This is a genomic window from Rhizobium sp. RU36D (assembly GCF_900176345.1).
GTDB lineage: Bacteria > Pseudomonadota > Alphaproteobacteria > Rhizobiales > Rhizobiaceae > Allorhizobium.
On sequence record NZ_FWXU01000018.1, the window covers coordinates 40,043 to 57,275 of the forward strand.

15 protein-coding genes are annotated in these 17,233 nt (G+C 61.0%); 6 read left to right on the forward strand and 9 right to left on the reverse strand.

Annotation, left to right across the window (positions count from 1 at the left end; translation table 11 throughout):
- Positions 1–5: 5 nt before the first annotated feature.
- Together B9A97_RS19750 and B9A97_RS19755 are read right to left on the reverse strand one after the other, a co-directional pair.
- On the reverse strand, positions 6–2,459 hold the full coding sequence (locus B9A97_RS19750; protein ID WP_084367460.1) for a penicillin-binding protein 1A: 2,454 nt from the start codon (positions 2,457–2,459) through the stop codon (positions 6–8).
- Positions 2,460–2,698: 239 nt separating this feature from the next.
- A complete protein-coding gene (locus tag B9A97_RS19755) occupies positions 2,699–3,991 on the reverse strand; it encodes an N-acetylmuramoyl-L-alanine amidase (protein WP_244564294.1) in 1,293 nt (430 codons plus the stop codon).
- A 637-nt stretch (positions 3,992–4,628) separates the two neighbouring features.
- Here B9A97_RS19755 and B9A97_RS19760 point away from each other — a divergent pair.
- Positions 4,629–7,583, forward strand: a complete 2,955-nt coding sequence (locus B9A97_RS19760; protein ID WP_084367464.1) for an Rne/Rng family ribonuclease — start codon at positions 4,629–4,631, stop codon at positions 7,581–7,583.
- Positions 7,584–7,670: 87 nt separating this feature from the next.
- On the opposite strand, the gene B9A97_RS19765 is transcribed toward B9A97_RS19760, so the two are convergent.
- A complete protein-coding gene (locus B9A97_RS19765) occupies positions 7,671–7,880 on the reverse strand; it encodes a phenylacetaldoxime dehydratase family protein (protein WP_143530602.1) in 210 nt (69 codons plus the stop codon).
- A gap of 394 nt (positions 7,881–8,274) precedes the next feature.
- Positions 8,275–9,435: a pyridoxal phosphate-dependent aminotransferase gene (locus B9A97_RS19775; protein ID WP_084367587.1), complete on the reverse strand. Its 1,161-nt coding sequence runs from the start codon at positions 9,433–9,435 to the stop codon at positions 8,275–8,277.
- Between the two features lie 205 nt (positions 9,436–9,640).
- Between B9A97_RS19775 and B9A97_RS19780 the strand changes: the two genes are divergently transcribed.
- The 4 genes from B9A97_RS19780 (at position 9,641) to aat (ending at position 13,142) form a co-directional block, all read left to right on the forward strand.
- Positions 9,641–10,402: a DsbA family protein gene (locus B9A97_RS19780; RefSeq protein ID WP_084367470.1), complete on the forward strand. Its 762-nt coding sequence runs from the start codon at positions 9,641–9,643 to the stop codon at positions 10,400–10,402.
- Between the two features lie 297 nt (positions 10,403–10,699).
- Entirely contained in the window at positions 10,700–11,167 is a 468-nt protein-coding gene (gene accB, locus B9A97_RS19785) for an acetyl-CoA carboxylase biotin carboxyl carrier protein (RefSeq protein ID WP_084367472.1), read from the forward strand.
- Between the two features lie 4 nt (positions 11,168–11,171).
- Positions 11,172–12,521 (forward strand): acetyl-CoA carboxylase biotin carboxylase subunit, encoded by a 1,350-nt coding sequence (gene accC, locus B9A97_RS19790; protein WP_084367474.1) that lies wholly within the window; start codon positions 11,172–11,174, stop codon positions 12,519–12,521.
- A 6-nt stretch (positions 12,522–12,527) separates the two neighbouring features.
- Entirely contained in the window at positions 12,528–13,142 is a 615-nt protein-coding gene (gene aat / locus B9A97_RS19795) for a leucyl/phenylalanyl-tRNA--protein transferase (protein WP_084367476.1), read from the forward strand.
- Positions 13,143–13,152: 10 nt separating this feature from the next.
- Here aat and B9A97_RS19800 read toward each other — a convergent pair whose 3' ends face one another.
- The 3 genes from B9A97_RS19800 to B9A97_RS19810 all read right to left on the reverse strand — a co-directional run bounded on the left by B9A97_RS19800 (position 13,153) and on the right by B9A97_RS19810 (position 14,662).
- Positions 13,153–13,599 carry a DUF2155 domain-containing protein gene (locus B9A97_RS19800; RefSeq protein WP_084367477.1) on the reverse strand — a complete coding sequence of 149 codons (447 nt, stop codon included), beginning with the start codon at positions 13,597–13,599 and terminating at the stop codon, positions 13,153–13,155.
- Between the two features lie 90 nt (positions 13,600–13,689).
- Positions 13,690–14,088: an NADH:ubiquinone oxidoreductase subunit NDUFA12 gene (locus tag B9A97_RS19805; protein ID WP_084367479.1), complete on the reverse strand. Its 399-nt coding sequence runs from the start codon at positions 14,086–14,088 to the stop codon at positions 13,690–13,692.
- A gap of 106 nt (positions 14,089–14,194) precedes the next feature.
- Positions 14,195–14,662: a GNAT family N-acetyltransferase gene (locus B9A97_RS19810; protein WP_084367589.1), complete on the reverse strand. Its 468-nt coding sequence runs from the start codon at positions 14,660–14,662 to the stop codon at positions 14,195–14,197.
- A 63-nt stretch (positions 14,663–14,725) separates the two neighbouring features.
- On the opposite strand from B9A97_RS19810, the gene B9A97_RS19815 reads away from it, so the two are divergent.
- Positions 14,726–15,151 carry a hypothetical protein gene (locus B9A97_RS19815; RefSeq protein ID WP_084367481.1) on the forward strand — a complete coding sequence of 142 codons (426 nt, stop codon included), beginning with the start codon at positions 14,726–14,728 and terminating at the stop codon, positions 15,149–15,151.
- 6 nt (positions 15,152–15,157) lie between these two features.
- Here the strand turns inward: B9A97_RS19815 and B9A97_RS19820 are convergent, their stop codons facing one another.
- Positions 15,158–15,607, reverse strand: coding sequence for a GNAT family N-acetyltransferase (locus tag B9A97_RS19820; RefSeq protein WP_084367591.1), 450 nt, complete (start codon positions 15,605–15,607; stop codon positions 15,158–15,160).
- Positions 15,608–15,663: 56 nt separating this feature from the next.
- Positions 15,664–17,169, reverse strand: a complete 1,506-nt coding sequence (gatB, locus tag B9A97_RS19825) for an Asp-tRNA(Asn)/Glu-tRNA(Gln) amidotransferase subunit GatB (protein WP_084367483.1) — start codon at positions 17,167–17,169, stop codon at positions 15,664–15,666.
- Positions 17,170–17,233: the final 64 nt, after the last annotated feature.

The following is a 17,233-nucleotide window of genomic DNA, read 5'->3' on the forward strand; positions in this document are numbered from 1 at the left end:
GATGGTCAGAACAGGCCGCCGGAGCCTGAGGTCACGGCCTGATTCGCTTGCGGCGATTGGCGAAGAATTTCCTCGGGCGCAACATACTCGTCCATGCCGATCACGGAGAAGCTGTCGGCCGGACCGGTGCCCGGCTTGAAGGCCTCGATGATGGTGTCGGGGTCACCCTCGATCGCCTGCATGCCGGTGGTGCGGTTGACCGGGATAAGGCTCATGCCCTCAGGGATGTGGAACTTGCCGGCCGGCGTTCCGGCCACGGCTGCCTTCATGAATTCATTGAAGATCGGCGCGGACATCGAGCCACCGGTTGCACCACGGCCGAGCGGCGTGGGCGTGTCCATGCCGATATAAAGGCCGGCGACGAGATCCGGCGTGTAGCCGACGAACCAGGCATCCTTTTCGTCATTGGTCGTGCCGGTCTTGCCGGCCACGGGACGATCGAGCTCGATCTTGCCGGCTGCCGTACCACGGCGAACAACGCCTTCCATCATCGACGTGATCTGGTAGGCGGTCATGGGGTCCAGAACCTGTTCGCGGTTGTCGGCAACCGTGGGTTCGTCCTGACCGTTCCATTCACTGGCGCTGCAGCCTTCGCAAACCCGCTCCTCGTGACGGAAGATCGTCTTGCCGTAGCGATCCTGGATACGGTCGATCAGGGTCGGCTTGATCTGCTTGCCGCCATTGGCGAGAACCGCATAGGCCGAGACCATTCTGAGCACCGTCGTTTCCGCCGAGCCCAACGAGGCCGCGAGAACCGGCTGCATCTTGTCATAGATACCGAAGCGCTCGGCATATTCGGCGACGAGATTCATGCCCATGTCGTTTGCTAGCCGCACGGTCATTAGGTTTCTCGACTTCTCGATACCCATGCGCAGTGTCTGCGGGCCGGCGGAACCACCGCCGTAGTTCTGCGGACGCCAGACCTGACCACCAGACACGAATTCGACCGGCGCGTCCAGGATCACGGATGCGGGCGTATAGCCGGTGTCGAGCGCTGCGGCATAGACAAAGGGCTTGAAGGACGAGCCCGGCTGCCGCTTTGCCTGGGTGGCGCGGTTGAATTCCGACTGGGCGTAGGAGAAGCCGCCGACCATGGCCAACACGCGGCCGGTATGCGGGTCCATGGCCACAAGACCGCCCTGCACCTTCGGCGGCTGGCGCAGCCGGTAGTCTGAACCGCCCTCTGCGAGACGCTCGACGAAGACGACATCGCCCGGCACGACGACACCGACCGGGTTCTTCGTGGTCTTGCGGTCGCCCTTGGCGGAGCGGAAGGCCCAATCCATGTCCTTGGCGGCGATGCGTCCCTTGACGCGCTCGGCGGAGACGGCGCCGCCGGCTTCCTTCTGCGGCTGCAGGCCGATCTCGACGCCATCCGCTGCCACATCCAGCACGACCGCCAACTGCCATTCCGGCACGTCGCTCAGACCGTTGACCTTCGCGAGTTCCGGACCCCAGTCGCCTGTGACCGCGATTTTCGCTATGGGACCATGAAAGCCGCGGCGTTCGTCATAGGTAATGAGACCGTCGTGAAGGGCCTTGCGGGCCTTGATCTGCATATCGGCGTCAAGAGAGGTGCGGACCGAGAGGCCGCCCTCGTAAAGCGCCTTGTCGCCATATTTCTCGATGATCTGCCGGCGGACTTCCTCTGAGAAATAGTCCGATGCGAAGAGATAGGATCCAGAGCGGCGCAGATTGACGCCGAGCGGCTGCTTCTTGGCTTCGGCGCCATCGTTGGGGCTGACGAATCCGTTTTCGACCATCCGGTCGATGACCCAGTTGCGACGCTCCAGCGCCGCCTGCTCATGACGGAAGGGGTGATAGTTCGACGGGCCCTTCGGCAGCGCCGCGAGATACGCGGTCTCGGCGATCGTCAATTCGGTGACCGACTTGTCGAAATAGGTGAGTGCCGCGCCGGCGATGCCATAGGCATTCATGCCGAAGAAGATCTCGTTCAAATAAAGCTCAAGGATCTTGTCCTTGGAATAGGTCTGCTCGATGCGGAACGAGAGAATCGCTTCCTTGATCTTGCGGTCCATGGTCTGGTCGGCGGACAGCAGGAAGTTCTTGGCCACCTGCTGTGTGATCGTCGATGCACCAACGGGACGGCGGCCGGAACCGAGGTTCTGTACGTTGGTCAGGATCGCGCGCCCGAGACCATACACATCGACACCAGGGTGATTGTAGAAATTCTTGTCTTCGGCAGACAGGAAGGCGGCCTTCACCCGGTCGGGAATGGCCTGGATCGGCAGGAACAGGCGGCGTTCGCGGGCATATTCGGCCATCAGGGCGCCGTTACCGGCATGGATGCGGGTCGTGACCGGCGGCGCATAGCTTGAGAGAACCGCGTAGTCCGGCAGATCCTTGGAAACCGCGCTCAGATAAACGGCGACGACCACCGCCACGCCCAAAGCGAGGACAGAGGCCAGTCCGAAGAGGTATCCAATCAGTCTGATCATATTCCAGCTACCGGCAATTCATTTCTCGGATCGGCACGCGACAAGCAAGGATCGCATATTCCGTGGCGTTTTGCACGCAATGCCATGTTTGGCAAGCCGCACGCAATTTCAGGCTCGGCCCGCGCATGCGAAGCGCTGCGAGCCATCATTCGAGTAAGGGCCCGAATGTGAGGAAAATAGGGCCAGCGGCCGGATATCTCCCGCCGCACGGAGGATGTGACCAACGATCCCCAACATCCTTATCCTCCGTTCGCCTGCAAGGGTTGGCGATAGCGCTGCACGGCCTGTGTCAAAAGGTCGGCAATTTTTTCGCGCCAGGCCGCATCGAGCAGCAGGGCCTCGTCTTCCTTGTTGGACAAAAACCCGAGTTCCAGCAGGATCGAGGGAACGTCGTGCGCCCTCAGCACCTGGAAACCGGCATAGCGATGCGGGTTGTTGATCAGCGTGACCTGGCCCTCGAATGATTTGACGACCGCATTGGCGGCCGCAATCGAAAAGGCCTGGGTTTCCCGCCGCGTCAGATCCAGAAGGATGTCCGTCACCTCAGCCGGCTCCTGCGGCGTCGACACGCCGGCAACCTCGTCGGACAGGTTTTCGCGCGCGGCCAGTTCTTCCGCCATGCGGTCCGATGCCTTGTCGGATATGGTATAGACGGTGGCGCCGCGGATATTGCTCTGGCGCAGCGTGTCGGCATGCACCGATATCAGCATGTTGGCCTGGCGTTGGCGTGCGATCGTCACCCGCTCCGATAGCGACAGAAACTCATCCTTGTCACGAACGAGAAACGCCTCGATCCCCTCCTCACGATTCAGGCGATCGGCGAAGGCACGCGCGAATGCCAGAGTGATGTCCTTTTCCGCGGCCTTGCTCGTCGCACCGGTCGCCCCGGCATCGATGCCACCATGTCCGGCATCTACCGCGATCACGAACTTTCCGGGCGAGGACGCATCCGGCGTCGAGGCGACCCGGTCTCCGCGGGTGACCGCTACCGACGTCGCCTGCCCCCAGCCCTGCTCTTCCACGAGTTGCGAGAACACCTGGTCGGTTACCATTTCGGCATCCAGAACAAGCCGGTAGCCGGAAGTCTTCTCGTCCTGCTGCGCCTCGGCAATCACCATGCGCGCGGGCCGCTCCATGGTCAGCACAAGGCGGGCGCTATCGACATCCATGGCGCCATAACGGATATCCTTGAAAAGGCCGCGCGGCGCCAGGTCTTCCTGGTTGAAGCCAAAGGCCGTGCTGGGCAGATCGATGACGATGCGGTTCGGCCGTGCGAGGTAATGCAGCTTGAAGTCAGGCTTGCGGTCGAAATCAATGACGATCCGGCTGCGGGCACGATCGCCTGCGACGCGGGCGCCCAGCGCCAGCAGCGGCTTTACTTCGGTCCCGACCGCCCATGCGTGAGTTGAGTGAAGCGGCAACGCAGCAATCACGACCGCCAGACCGGCGAGCACAATTGTGAGGACATGCCTGATGACGTGCCCCACCCCGAACTTCTCTTCGTCCGCCACCATCAAAATCCGTGAATGCAAGTCGCCTCCCAACAGCCATCGCCCAATCCCGACCGATCAAAATGCGAGACGTCAGGTTACATATCCCACTATGCGAATCAGATGAGAATGGGGCTCCCGAACGCCAGCCATCTCTCCACCCGAGACGAATCCATCAATATTATGGCATATTTAGGTTTCCCCTTGCTATTGTCATGCAGAAAACATACAAGGCAAGAGAAGACTAAAAGCGTCAACGGGATAGAATCGTCGTTGCGGCTGCCAACCTGAATTTTTGGACTGGCGCCAGACAAGCCGACACTTCATCCGCCGTCGCTGCGCCCCAGGTCTGAAACTGAATTGGAACTCCGGCACGAGCCGGCAAGACTACCCGGATGGGGATCCATCCACCGCTCTTGATATTTGAAGAGCACTCATCGGGTCCATTGGGCCTTTGGCAATTATCGTCGTCGTTTGGTTTTTATGTCTTTGCAGCAGGCTTCACCAAAAGTTGACAGACAGGGAGGAGCAAACCTCCCCAAGATCTGTCGGGCTTTGAAGTCTCGCCAAGCCGAACGGCCACATCTATATCCGGCGCAAGGCCACCTCGAGATCACCGTCCGCCCTCGGGCAACAGACTGGTCGGCTTCAGGCAGCGGCGCCGAGGAGCAAAGCTTTCATGGCAGACAAAATGCTTATCGATGCGTCTCACGAAGAAGAGACGCGGGTTGTCGTCGTACGCGGTAACCGCATTGAAGAATTCGACTTCGAATCGCAGCATAAAAAGCAGATCCGAGGCAATATTTATCTGGCGAAGGTGACACGGGTAGAGCCCTCCCTTCAGGCCGCGTTTGTCGACTACGGCGGAAACCGCCACGGCTTCCTGGCATTCGCCGAAATCCATCCCGACTACTATCAGATACCGCTGGCCGACCGACAGGCGCTGTTGAGCGCGGAGGCCGAAGAGCACCGCAGGGACGACGAGGGCGAGGAATCGCCGATCGATGCCGCGATCCCAGCGGATATCGAGGCAGCACCGGAGCCGGACAGTGTTCCGGAAGTCGTGTCCGATGCCGAGACCGAAACCGCGGTCGATGAGATGGCCGCCGCCGTGTCCGAAAGCGCATCCGTGATTGCTGAAGCCGCGCCGGAAGCTGCTGCGGCCGAAGCGGATGCCGTCGAGGCGCCGGCCGAGAAAGCCAAGCCGAAGCGTGTTCGCAAGCCGCGCGCCAAGAAGGCCGCCGTGGCTGAGACTTCGGCCGAGGATGCCGCCGCCGCCGAGGGCAGCGATGACGAGGGCAATTCCGGCAGCATGGCCGCCATGGTCGACATGGACGAGGTGTCGGAAGAAGCCGGCCGTCGCCGCGGTGGAGACGACGATTTCGACGATGATGACGACGATCACATCGAGGAAAAGGAAGAAATCGAATCCGTCGGTGCCGAAGACGCGATGGAAGAGGTTCCGGATCGCGTCGTGCGCAAGCCGCGCAAGCAGTATCGCATCCAGGAAGTCATCAAGCGCCGGCAGATCCTGCTGGTGCAGGTGGCCAAGGAAGAGCGCGGCAACAAGGGTGCAGCGCTGACCACCTATCTCTCGCTCGCCGGCCGTTATTCGGTCCTGATGCCGAACACGGCGCGTGGCGGCGGCATTTCCCGCAAGATCACCCAGCCGACCGACCGCAAGCGGCTGAAGGAAATCGCCCGCGGCCTCGACGTGCCGCAGGGCATGGGCGTGATCCTGCGCACGGCCGGTGCGAACCGCACCAAGGTCGAGATCAAGCGCGACTTCGAATACCTGATGCGTCTGTGGGAAAACGTACGCACCCTTACGCTTGCCTCGACCGCGCCCTGCCTGGTGTATGAAGAGGGATCGCTGATCAAGCGCTCGATCCGCGACCTCTACAACAAGGACATCAGCGAGATCATCGTCGCCGGCGAGGAAGGCTATCGTGAAGCCAAGGACTTCATGAAGATGCTGATGCCGAGCCACGCCAAGGTGGTTCAGCCCTATCGCGACCTGCATCCGATCTTCTCGCGTTCGGGCATCGAAGCCCAGCTCGACCGCATGCTGCAGCCGCAGGTGACGCTGAAGTCCGGCGGCTATATCATCATCAACCAGACCGAAGCGCTGGTTTCCATCGACGTCAACTCGGGCCGCTCGACCCGCGAATATTCGATCGAGGACACCGCACTCCAGACCAACCTGGAAGCGGCTGAGGAAGTGGCTCGCCAGTTGCGCCTGCGCGACCTTGCGGGCCTCATCGTCATCGACTTCATCGACATGGAAGAGAAGCGCAACAACCGCGCTGTCGAGAAGAAGCTGAAGGATTGCCTGAAGAACGACCGCGCGCGCATCCAGGTCGGCCGGATCTCGCATTTCGGCCTGCTGGAAATGTCGCGCCAGCGCATCCGCGCCTCGGTGCTCGAATCCACCACCCAGGTCTGCCCGCATTGCTCGGGCACCGGCCTCATTCGCTCGCAGTCTTCCGTTGCGCTGCATGTGCTGCGCGGCATCGAGGAATTCCTGCTGAAGAGCACCACGCACGACATTATCGTGCACACGACGCCGGAAACGGCGCTCTACCTGCTGAACCACAAGCGCGGCACCATTGTCGACTACGAGAACCGCTTCGGCGTCTCGATCGTCATCGACGGCACCCAGCCTGCAGGTCATAACGGCGCGCAGCACTTCACGATCGACCGGGGCGAGGCCGTTGCCAATCCCGTCAAGATCGAGAGCCTCATGCAGTTCGCTATCGAACCGGATGAAGACGATGACATCATCATCGAGCCGGAAGACGAGGAAGACGAAGAGGAGATCGTTGCTGCACCGGCCGCACAGCCGGCGAGCAACAATGCCGCGTCCAGCAGCACCAGCGACGACCAGAATTCGCGCAAGCGCAAGCGTCGCCGCCGCCGTCGCAACAAGGGCGGACAGCCGGGCCAGGACAATCAGGGTATGCGCTCTTCGGCGGATGATGCCGATGAGGGCGACGACGCTGATGACGGCGACGAGGCGGACGAGGCCGAGGGCGATGCAGACACCGTCGTGAAGGCGGAGACGCAGGACGCCAATGGCGACGAAGGCCAGAAGCGCAAGCGTCGCCGTCGCGGCAAGCGTGGCGGACGCCGCAACCGGGCCGAGGACGGTTCGGAGATTGCATCCGAAGACAACGGCGACACCGACGGTGACGATGATGGCGATACCGAAGCCGCTCTGATCGAAGATATCGCTGAGGACAGCCAGACAGATGCGCCGCCTGCCATGGCAGCCGTCGAAGCGGGTGATGACGTCGTGGCGCCTAAGCCAAGGCGCAGCCGCAAGTCACAGCCAGCGGCGCCTTCGCCGGTGGAAGAGCCTGTTCTCGATGACGCCGCCCCCGTGACCGTGCCTGAGCCTCTGGAAGCTTCGGCTCCGGCAGAACAGCCAAGCGTTGAACCGGCTGCCGTGCAGCCGACGGAAGAAGCGACGCAGGCCGTGGAAGAATCATCCACCGAGGAAAAGCCCGTCAGGGCCAATCGTGGAGACAATGTCGTTTCTTCCGAGCCGGTCGTAACGTCCACGTCCGGCAGCGACGATGAGCCGGCAAAGCCCAAGAAGGGCGGATGGTGGCAGAAGCGCGGCTTCTTCTGATCGTCGCGCATAGCAGATAATATTTAGGCGAACGGCCGCGCATGCGCGGCCGTTCTGCATTTTGGCGGTCAGGCAAGAGGCCTGGCGTCAAGGCGAATTGATCGTCGGCAGCAGCAATTCCACTTCCGCCCGCTTCTTGTCATCGAGCGGTTCGATATGCTCCTGCCAGAATGCCTCTGCTTCCGGCGTATCGTCTTCCCATTCCCGAACGCTGACGATGTTGTCGTCGACCTTGGCCCTGCGCTTGCCGCCCAGTCGCAGATATTGGTCCGCCAGCTTTTTCGTTGGTGTGTCCATGTTCATCTCTCCTTCCGATGCCAATGTCCGACGCCAACACGTTGGCTGGCGCTTGGGTTCCGGATCATCTGACCCAAAACATTCAGAGGCTGATTTTCGACCTTGGGAACAATCCCGGCACCCTGACCGTTGCTGTGGCATTCCAACCTAAGGGAGCAAGGAACATGAACAGCATCATCTATATCGTCGGTCTCGTGGTAGTCGTGGGTGCGATCCTGTCATTCGTAGGCCTGGCATGACCAGACAGGATCCGGTCGGCGCCGCACTTCACGGCACCGACCGGATCGCCTACTACCCTTGCGGCCGTACACACAGCCTATTCAGACCTTGAGAAACAGAGTCACGCCCCGGAAAAATCGAATCCGGAAACCTCTCTAAACCCCTGATCCAGAATCTATTTTGCCAGCCACGCCGCAATGCGGTCCGTGGCTTCAACCATGTCTGCCCTGGAGCCGGCATAGGAAAACCGCATCGCCCTGTGGCCATCAACAGGATCGAAATCACGCCCCGGTGTGGCGGCCACATCGATCTCTGCGAGCATCTTGTAGGCAAAATCCATGCTGTCATTGGTGAAGGCGCTGACATCCGCATAGGCATAGAAGGCGCCATCCATCGGCGACAAAAGCGGCATGCCGAGATCCTGCAGGCGCTTCTGCAGGAAGTCACGGTTGGCGCGGCAGCTTGCCTTATAGCCATCCAGTTCGTCAGTCGCGCCCAGAGCCGCAATGGCAGCGATCTGCGACAGTTCCGGTGCCGAGATGTAGAGGCTCTGCGTGAGGCACTCCAACGGCCTGACAAGATGGTCGGGCACCACCATCCAGCCGATCCGCCAGCCCGTCATGCAATAATATTTGGAGAAGGAATTGATGACGATGACCTCGTCTCCGATTTCCAGCGCGCTGCTCTCGTCGCCCGAATAGGTGAGGCCGTGATAGATCTCGTCGGAGATCAGGGTAATGTCCTGCGTGCCGCAATAGTCCATCAGCGCTTTCAGCTGCGCGCGCCCGGTGACGGTCCCCGTGGGATTGGCTGGGCTCGCCAGCAGGACGCCGGAAAGCTTGCAGCCTGCGGCTCGTTGAGCCGCTTCCAGGCTCTCCGGGGTCAAGGTGAAGTGGCTTTCAGCGTCCACGCCCACTTCCAGGACACGAAGCCCAAGTGCATTGAGAATGTTGCGATAGGCCGGATATCCCGGTCGCGCGATGGCCACGACATCGCCAGGATCGAACAAACCGAGGAATGCGAGGTTGAAGCCTGCCGATGAACCTGTTGTCACAAGAATACGGCCAGGATCGATAGTAACCCCATGGCGCGTACTGTAGTAGTCGCTTAAGCCCTGGCGCAGCTCGATCAGGCCAAGGGCATCGGTATAGCCGATGCGACCATGCGCCAGCGCTTGGCGCGCCGCCTCAAGAGCACGCTGCGGGGCCGGATGCGATGGCTGTCCCACCGCCATGGAGATGACGGGCTTTCCCGTCTGGCGGCGGCGGGTCGCCGCGCCCAGGAGATCCATGGCGTGGAAAGGCTCAACGGCGCTGCGCTTGGATACGGAGATCACGGGCATTCCTTTTGTCTGCGAACGGGCGCCAGACATTTGCCGCAATATCAGGGCCATCACAATCCCGCGATTTTAAAACCGCCCTGAAAATACCGATTTGCCTTGGTGCACTGCAGTTCTACAGTGCGATCCGACGCAGCGCACTTGCATCTGCCACGACGGCGCAATAGTCGAAGGCACGAGATGCCCTAGAGATGAGGAAAGCATGTCCGGACTATCAAGATTTATTGTTGCCGCCACCGCCTTGACTGCAGTCACGGTGCTCCCGGTGACCGCAAGCGCGCTGGACGATCAGCAGAAGCAGGAGATCGGTGCCTTCATCAAGGAGTACCTGATCGCCAATCCGGAAATCATGCTCGAAGTCCAGGACGCACTGGAACAGAAGCAGCAGGAAGCCCGCCTCAAGCAGGCCTCGGCCGCAATCGCGGAAAACAAGGACGCCCTGTTCTCCTCCAGCCACGATATCGCGCTGGGCAATCCCAAGGGCGACGTCACGATCGTCGAGTTCTTCGACTACAATTGCGGCTACTGCAAGCGCGCCTTGAGCGACATGGACGAGATCCTGGCGAACGACAAGAATGTGCGTTTCGTGCTGAAGGAATTCCCGATCCTCGGACCGGAATCCATGGCGGCCCATAAGGTATCGGATGCATTCCGCAAGCTTGCGCCGGAGAAATACGGTGAATTCCACCGCACCTTGATGGCGGCGCCCGGCCGGCATGGTGAGGAAAGCGCGATGGAAGTGGCTGTCTCGCTCGGCGTGACCGAGGACGCCATTCGCAAGCAGATGGCAGACAGTCCGAACGATGCCGCGGTGAAGGAAGCCTACGAACTGGCAACCAGCCTCGGCATTACCGGCACGCCGTCCTATATCGTCGGCGAGGAAGCCGTGTTCGGCGCGATCGGCCATCAGACCATCGCCGAGAAGGTCGCCAATGTCCGCAGCTGCGGCAAGGCCACCTGCTGACGCCAACTGCGCCCTACCCCGCCCGGCCGCATAAGGCCGGGCAAGCCGCGCGCATTTTTACCCTAATTGCAACAATCCACTTGTTAGTGGCCTCCACCGACCACCGCTTCATGGCGAGGGGCTTTCCCTTGTGCCAAGGGCGGTTTATAGGAGGCGGTTGAATTTCGGCGGAATTGTTTCCGATGTGAACAATTCCGCCACAAACCGGTGTTAGCGGCCGCGCATGGGCAAACGCTCCAGCGCCGGTATGGCGCGGCATGGCGGTAGCAAGAAGACCAGGAATATAGGACCAGTTACATGGCAGATAAAAAAAGCGGCATCGACCAGGCAGTCATCCGCGACTTGGCAAACATTCTCAACGAGACCGACCTGACCGAGATCGAAGTGGAACAGGGCGACCTGCGCATCCGCGTTTCGCGCTCGGGCCCGCAGATGATGGCAATGCCGCAGATGCCGACCTACCAGATGCCGGCCGCCGCCGCTCCGGCGGCAGCCGCGCCGGCTGCCCCTGCTGAACCTGCACGCAATCTCGCCAATGCAGTCACCGCACCAATGGTCGGCACCGTATACCTCTCGCCGGCACCCGGCGCACGACCGTTCATCGAGGTGGGCGCGACCGTCAAGGAAGGCCAGACGCTGTTGATCATCGAAGCGATGAAGACCATGAACCAGATCCCGGCTCCGCGCTCCGGCAAGGTGGTGGAGATCATCATCGAAGATGCACGCCCTGTCGAATATGGCGAGCCGCTGGTTGTCATCGAGTAAGCCGATGAGCACCATTTCCAAGATCCTGATTGCAAATCGCGGCGAGATCGCGCTGCGTGTGCAGCGCGCCTGCAAGGAACTGGGCATCGCGACGGTCGCGGTTCACTCGACTGCCGATGCCAATGCCATGCATGTGCGCCTCGCCGATGAAAGCGTGTGCATCGGGCCGCCGCCGTCGCGCGACAGCTATCTGAACATCCACCAGATTGTTGCCGCCTGCGAGATCACGGGTGCGGACGCCGTTCACCCGGGCTATGGCTTCCTGTCGGAAAACGCCAAGTTTGCCGACATCCTTGAAGCCCACGGCATCACCTTCATCGGACCGACGGCCGAGCACATCCGCCTGATGGGCGACAAGATCACGGCAAAGAAGACGGCCGTCGAACTCGGCATTCCCGTCGTTCCGGGCTCCGATGGCGAGGTCAAGCCGGAAAACGCGCTGGAGATCGCCCGTCAGATCGGCTTCCCCGTGCTGATCAAGGCAACCGCCGGCGGTGGTGGCCGCGGCATGAAGGTAGCCCGGACCGAGGCTGAACTGGAAGAGGCCGTGTCCACGGCTCGCTCCGAGGCGCTGGCTGCCTTCGGCAACGACGCCGTCTATATGGAAAAGTATCTGTCGAAGCCGCGCCATATCGAGATTCAGATCGTGGGCGACGGTGCCGGCAATGCAATCCATCTGGGCGAACGTGATTGCTCGCTGCAGCGTCGCCACCAGAAGGTTTGGGAAGAGGCCAATTCCCCTGCCCTCAATGTCGAGCAGCGCATGAAGATCGGCCAGATCTGCGCCGACGCCATGAAGAAGATGAAGTACCGCGGCGCCGGCACGATCGAATTCCTCTACGAAAACGGCGAGTTCTATTTCATCGAAATGAACACCCGCCTGCAGGTGGAGCATCCGATCACCGAGGCCATCACCGGCATCGACCTCGTGCATGAGCAGATCCGTGTCGCATCAGGCGCTGGCTTGTCCGTGACGCAGGATGAGATCACGTTCTCCGGCCATGCCATCGAGTGCCGCATCAATGCCGAGGATCCCCGGACCTTCGTTCCGTCTCCCGGCACGATCACGCATTTCCATGCTCCTGGTGGTCTCGGCGTTCGTGTCGATTCCGGTGCCTATGCCGGCTACAAGATCCCGCCCTATTACGACAGCCTCATCGGCAAGCTGATCGTGCATGGACGCACCCGCGTCGAATGCATGATGCGCCTGCGCCGCGTGCTCGACGAGTTTGTCGTTGACGGCATCAAGACGACGCTGCCGCTGTTCCAGGATCTCGTGGCCAACCAGGATATCGCCAATGGCGACTATGATATCCATTGGCTGGAAAAATACCTGGCCCAGCCAACCGACTGACCTGCCATGATAGGGCGCCGCAACAGGGATATGACGATAACGCCCGAAATCCTGTTGCGGGCCTATTCCATCGGTCTTTTCCCGATGGCTGAAAGCGCCGACGATCCGGAGATCTTCTGGGTCGAGCCCGAACTGCGCGGCATCCTCCCGCTCGACGGCTTTCATGTCTCCCGCAGCCTCGCCAAGGCCATACGGCAAAAGCCCTTCGATATCCGTTTTGACACCGCCTTCGACGCCGTGATCGAGAAATGCGGAGAATCAGCCGAGGATCGCCCCAGCACCTGGATCAACGCGACGATCCGCAAGCTCTATGGTCAGCTGCATCGCATGGGCCATGCTCATTCCGTGGAAGCTTTCGAAGGGGACGAACTGGTCGGCGGCCTCTATGGGGTGACGCTCGGCTCGGCCTATTTCGGCGAGAGCATGTTTTCCAGGCGCACCAATGCTTCCAAGATCTGCCTCGTTCATCTGGTGGAGCGGTTGAAGGCGCGCGGCTTCACGCTGCTGGACACCCAGTTCACGACAGAGCATCTGAAGACCTTCGGGGCCATCGACCTGCCGAAGAAGGATTATGCGCGGCTATTGGAAAAGGCCGTGTCCGTGCCGACGCTGGACTTCTGAGAGCAAGGCCTCAATTGGTCTTGTCGGGGGCGGGAATATCGGAGGATGCCTTGCAGTCGGTCAGCCAGACGTCATAGATGGCGTGTTCGACGGCATTCAGCGCCGGGCTTGCGGCAAACATCCAGCCAGAAAATATTCGCCTGATCTTGCGATCCAGGGTAATTTCATCCACCTCGACAAAGGCGTCGATCTGCTGGGCTTCGCTTTCGTCGCGGGAATAGCAGACCTTCGGCGTCACCTGCAGGGCGCCGAACTGGACCGTCTCATCGATATAGACATCGAAGCTGGTAATGCGGCCCGTGATCTTGTCGATCCCGGCAAACACGGCAACCGGATTGGATATGCGCTCGGCCAGAGCCTGGCTCGGCAGCAGCGCCATGGTGGAGACGGACAGCGATATCGCAACAAGCGCATCACGACCGACAACCGAACGCCGCCCCAACCCGAGAAAACCCATATCAACCGTCTCCAGCGCTTCCACCATTTGTCCGCGGAAACCCGCGGACCTGATGCAGCGCCTAAACTCCAAATGTGGCCAAATCCGGGGTCAGTTGCCCGGCGTCCAGGCGTCGTAGTCACCGGTTACGCGCGGGCGCTCACCGGCGGCAGCAATCGAGCCCGGCGGGCGGTAGGCAAGCGCCGAACCCGTATAGTTCGGCTTGTGGGCCTTCTGCCATTCACGCGCCTTGTAGTCCTCCTTGGAGGGGGGCGTGTCTGTGCGGTAATGCATCCAGCCGTGCCAGCCGGCGGGAATGGTGGAGGCGTCTGCGTAACCCTTGTAGATCACCCAGCGGCGCGGCAGGCCGAAAGAGGTCGTGCCGCCCTCATAATAGACATTGCCGAACTCGTCTTCGCCGACCCGCTTGCCGTTACGCCAGGTAAAGAAGCGTGTGCCGACGGTTTGGCCGTTCCACCAGGTGAAGATTTGCAACAGCAGATTTTTCATGTCCAATCCCTAGGCCTGTTCACGGCAGGTGCCTGGCACCTCCGGACCTCCCAGCTTATGCCGCCTCGGGGTCGGATTGTCCAGCGATTCGAACCGAGGCAACCCCTCATTTCAGCTTGATCTTGAAGCCGAGGTGGCTTTGGCGGAAGCCGAGCCGCTCGTAGAACCGGTGGGCATCCTTGCGGGCCGCGTTCGACGTGAGTTGCACCATGCCCATCCCAAGTCGCCCGGCCTCCTCGATGCAGAACCGGATCATCTGGGAGCCGATGCCCTGCCCCCGGCAATCCGGCCGCGTGAACACGGCCTCGATGATCATGGCGCTCGAGCCGCGCCCGGACATGGTGGTGGTGATCAGCGTCTGGAAGGTGGCGACAACCTCCCCGGCTCGCTCCACGACATAAAGCGTTTCATTGGGCGAAGCCTCGATGGCCCTGAATGCCTTGAGATACTCTGGAAGAGCGGCAGCATCCGTCGTGTCGCCATGACCGCCGAGATCGTCGGCCGCGAGGATGGCAGCGATCGCCTCCACGTCCCGCTCCTCGGCCTTGCGCATTTCTGGTACTTGCGATGTCATCGGCTTTGCCTTCAGTTCAAAATCTGCCATTGATCTGGGTACAGGACTTCGTCGGGGGATATCATGACAGTCAGGTTCATCAGCGTCATTCTGAGCATTTTCGCCATGTCACTGGCACCATCATGGGCAGTCGCGCGATCCGGCATTGCTTATGTGGAAGCACCTGAGATGTCGAGCGGCGTGTGTGTTGGCGGCGACGTGGTCGACGCCTTGAAATGCGCGCGCAAACAATGCGTCGATGGCGGGGGAACCGACGAGGATTGTGTCGATATCGCCTATTGCTTCCCGGCCCGCTGGAGCGTCGACGTCTTCGTGCAAAGCAGCGAAGGCAATCACTGGCATGAATTCTACTGCGGCTGGGACAGCAAGAAGCTGGCGCTGGAAGCCGCCAAGACCGCCTGCAACAAGAAGCTGAGAGACGGCATCATGGAGTGCCAGGCCGTCATGATCTATGACGAGGACGGCAACCAGGAAGAAGTGTCGCAGTAAGCGCCGTCAGGCGGGCAGCTTCTTTTCCAGGATCACGGCCGGCAGACCGGAATTGGGCGCGCCCCACTCCTCCATCCGGTCCACCTCGACAAAACCAAGCCTTTGATAGAAGGACTGCGCCCTGACATTCGGCAGGGCGACTTCCACGCGCATGATCTCCGCATCGGGGAAGCAGGTTTCGAGCTCGGCGAAGATGTCGCGACCGACGCCTTCGCCTTGCGCGGACGGCATGACATAAAGCTGGTGCAGCATCGCGGTCTTGGCCATCTTCGGATACATGGCGGCATAACCGATGCCACCAATGTCGCGGCCGCTATCGGCCACCAGATATTCGCCGCCCTTCTTGCCGATCCGCGCGCGAATGGCAGATGGCGAATTCCACCCATCCACCATCCTGGACACGCGCTCCACGCCGTAGAACGGATCGTAGGTCGCGTGAAAGGTCTCGACCAGCATCGCCCGCACGGGCTCGATATCGCGCTCGCTTGCCGTGCGGACGAAGTAGACCAAGACTATTCCTCCGGCAGGCCGAGCTTGGCCTTGACCAGCGCCTGGACCGCCTGGGGATTGGCCTTGCCGCCGGTTGCCTTCATCACCTGGCCGACGAACCAGCCGGCGAGTGTCGGCTTGGCCAGCACCTTGGCCACCTGGTCGGGATTGGCTGCGATGATCTCATCCACGGCCTTTTCGATGGCGCCGGTGTCGGTGACCTGCTTCATGCCGCGAGCTTCGACGATCTCGGACGGCACTCCGCCCTCGTTCCAGACGATCTCGAACAGATCCTTGGCGATCTTGCCGGAGATGACTTCCGACTTGATGAGGTCGATGATGCCGCCGAGCTGGGCCGGAGAAACCGGAGTCTCTTCAATGGCTTTGCCCGCCTTGTTCAAGGCACCCAGCAAGTCGTTGATAACCCAGTTTGCCGCCGTCTTGCCATCGCGGCCCTCGGCCACGGCCTCGAAATAGTCGGCAATCGCCTTTTCCGAGACGAGCACCGAAGCGTCATAAACGGAGAGTCCGAGTTCGGCGACGAAGCGCGCCTTCTTGTCGTCGGGCAGTTCCGGCAGATCCTTCTTCAGGCTCTCGACAAAGGCGTCGTCGAATTCTAGCGGTAGCAGGTCCGGGTCGGGGAAGTAGCGGTAGTCATGCGCGTCTTCCTTGGAGCGCATGGAACGTGTCTCGCCCTTGCCCGGATCGAAGAGACGGGTTTCCTGGTCGATCGAGCCGCCATCCTCAAGAATCGCAATCTGGCGGCGGGCCTCGTATTCGATCGCCTGGCCGATGAAGCGGATCGAGTTGACGTTCTTGATTTCGCAACGCGTGCCGAATTCGCCGCCGGGCTTGCGCACCGAGACGTTGACGTCGGCGCGCATGGAGCCTTCGTCCATGTTGCCGTCGCAGGTGCCGAGATAGCGCACGATGGAGCGCAGCTTGGTCATATACGCCTTGGCTTCGTCGGACGAGCGCATGTCCGGCTTGGAAACGATTTCCATCAGGGCCACGCCGGAGCGGTTCAGGTCGACATAGGACATGGTCGGATGCTGGTCGTGCATCGACTTGCCGGCATCCTGTTCCAGGTGCAGGCGCTCGATGCCGATTTCGATATCCTCGAACTGGCCCTGGCGGTCTGGACCCAGCGAAATGATGATCTTGCCCTCGCCGACGATCGGATCCTTGAACTGGGAGATCTGATAGCCCTGCGGCAGGTCCGGGTAGAAATAGTTCTTGCGGTCGAAGATCGAACGCTTGTTGATCTGCGCCTTCAGCCCAAGCCCCGTGCGCACCGCCTGGGCCACGCATTCCTCGTTGATGACGGGCAGCATGCCGGGCATGGCCGCATCCACCAGCGAGACGTTGGAATTCGGCGCATTGCCGAAGGTCGTCGAGGCGCCTGAAAACAGCTTGGACTGGCTGAGAACCTGCGCATGTACCTCCATGCCGATGACGATTTCCCAGTCGCCGGTTGCGCCGGGAATAAGACGTTTCGGATCGGGCGTGCGGGTGTCAACAATGGTCATCGTCGGCTCGTATTTTCAGTGGGTTTGTTCTCGGTGAGGTAGAGCAATTGGCGCGCTGGCGCAA